At 57.2% G+C, this 1,884-nt stretch carries 2 protein-coding genes; both read left to right on the plus strand.

The window, feature by feature from the left end; genetic code table 11:
• Window positions 1-185: 185 nt before the first annotated feature.
• Entirely contained in the window at window positions 186-809 is a 624-nt protein-coding gene (locus N4G42_RS25285) for a tyrosine-type recombinase/integrase (protein WP_260669152.1), read from the plus strand.
• Between the two features lie 76 nt (window positions 810-885).
• On the plus strand, window positions 886-1,878 hold the full coding sequence (locus N4G42_RS25290) for an ADP-ribosylglycohydrolase family protein (RefSeq protein WP_260669153.1): 993 nt from the start codon (window positions 886-888) through the stop codon (window positions 1,876-1,878).
• The last annotated feature ends 6 nt before the right edge of the window (window positions 1,879-1,884 follow it).

Below are 1,884 nucleotides of genomic sequence, written 5' to 3' on the forward strand. Positions count from 1 at the left end.
AGGCTGAGAGCAGCCGCTCGTCCCACCATTGACAACTGTCCGCTCGTAGCGAGAGCGGACATTCATCGTCAAGCCAGCACCGCGTTTCTAGATGATGATCTGACACCGTCGGCGCGGGTTAACCATAGACAACGTCGCTCGAAAGGCGCATCGTCCTTGATCCCTCAACTCAGTGGGAGACCATCATGGAATCCAGTACTGACGCTGTACGCCGTGAGCCCTGGAATAAGGGCAAGATCGTTGGTCAGAAAGCTCCGTTTAAGCCCAAAGATATCTGGGCACTACGAGTGAGGCTGCAGATGGAGAATCGCGTGCGGGAATTGGCGCTGTTCAATCTCGGCATCGACAGCAAGCTGCGGGGATGTGACTTGGTGGCCCTTAGGGTCCGCGATGTCTGCCATGGCGATAAGGTCGCTTCGCGAGCGCTGGTCATGCAACACAAGACCCAGCGCCCAGTTCAATTCGAAATCACAGCAGTCACCCGTGAAGCGCTGCAAAAATGGATTGAGCTTGCTGGACTAAGGTCAGAAGATTTCCTGTTTCCCAGCCGACTGCACAAGTCTCCTCATCTGGGAACTCGCCAGTACGCGCGAATTCTCGGGCACTGGGTGGACCAGCTTGGTCTCGACCCGACAGAGTATGGAACCCACTCAATTCGGCGCACGAAAGCGACGCTCATCTACCGACGAACAAAGAACCTTCGGGCGGTGCAGCTATTGCTCGGGCACTCAAAACTCGAGTCAACTGTCCGCTATCTAGGAATTGAAGTGGATGACGCCCTGGAGCTGTCCGAGCAGACAGAGATATGAGGCATCGGGTACCACTTAAGTCGGAAATTGCAGGAGGGAGGGCCACCCCGAAGCTTTGGAGTGTGGATAGGCGTACATGGGCAAAATACCCGCATCAACGACCCGCTCTCAGAAATCCAAAGTGATCAGCACCGCATCCGTCTCAAAGAAATCGCGTCTTCGCGGGGCTATGTATGGTCTGCTCATCGGCGACGCGTTGGGAGTGCCTTACGAATTCTCCTCTGCGATAGATTTGCCTGAGACCTGTTTGATTGAAATGGCACCGCCGCCCTGGTTTCACCGTGCTCATGCTGGCGTACCAGCAGGAACGTGGAGCGACGATGGGGCTCAAGCTCTTCATCTCCTGAAGGTTCTTCTCGATGGGGAGACTGGCCTTGAAGAACGATTTGCTGCAGGGCTGCAGGCTTGGTATTCGGCAGGTGAACTGACTCCCGATGGCCAAGTGTTCGATATTGGTATCCAGACTCAGGAGGCCTTGGCCAGGCTAGCGCGAGGCGTTCCTCCAAGCCAGAGCGGCCCCTATGAAGAGCGTAACAACGGGAACGGGTCGCTCATGAGGGTGCATCCCGCGGCCCTGGTCCCCGCAGCGGACGACCGTGTTCTCGTAGATCGCGCGCGACGCCAAAGTCTTCCCACTCATGGGCACACAAGATCTCTGCTCGCCTGCTCCCTAGCAACGATCACATCTGCGCGGTTACTCGCAGGTCTGCCGTTCGTGGAAGCGCTTGACCAAGCTCAGGAGTATCTTGAAACAACGACGGTAGACGCGGAACGAAACGAGCTTCGGATCGTATTGGATGGTCGGCTAGACGCGCCAAATGGGAGCGGATACGTAGTGGACTGCCTGTGGTCGTCAGTAGCAGCGGTTCTGCGCACTCGCAACTTTGAGGACTGCGTCCGGTGCGCGATCAGCTTCGGCAATGACACTGACACCACGGCTTGTGTTGCGGGCGGTTGGGCTGGGCTGATCTATGGCGAGCAAGCAATTCCGCTGCGATGGCGCGAGCAGTTGCATGGCAAGCAGCTCGTGGAGCCAATGCTCGAGCGTCTAGTTGCGGCCTGGGACTGATTTCGG

Source organism: Acidovorax sp. K2F, assembly GCF_025246485.1.
GTDB classification, from domain to species: Bacteria; Pseudomonadota; Gammaproteobacteria; order Burkholderiales; family Burkholderiaceae_C; genus Acidovorax; species Acidovorax delafieldii.

Coding starts and splice junctions, on each gene's coding strand:
- N4G42_RS25285 (WP_260669152.1), top strand. CDS start 186: ATGGAATCCAGTACTGACGCTGTACGCCGTGAGCCCTGGAATAAGGGC.
- N4G42_RS25290 (WP_260669153.1), top strand. CDS start 886: ATGGGCAAAATACCCGCATCAACGACCCGCTCTCAGAAATCCAAAGTG.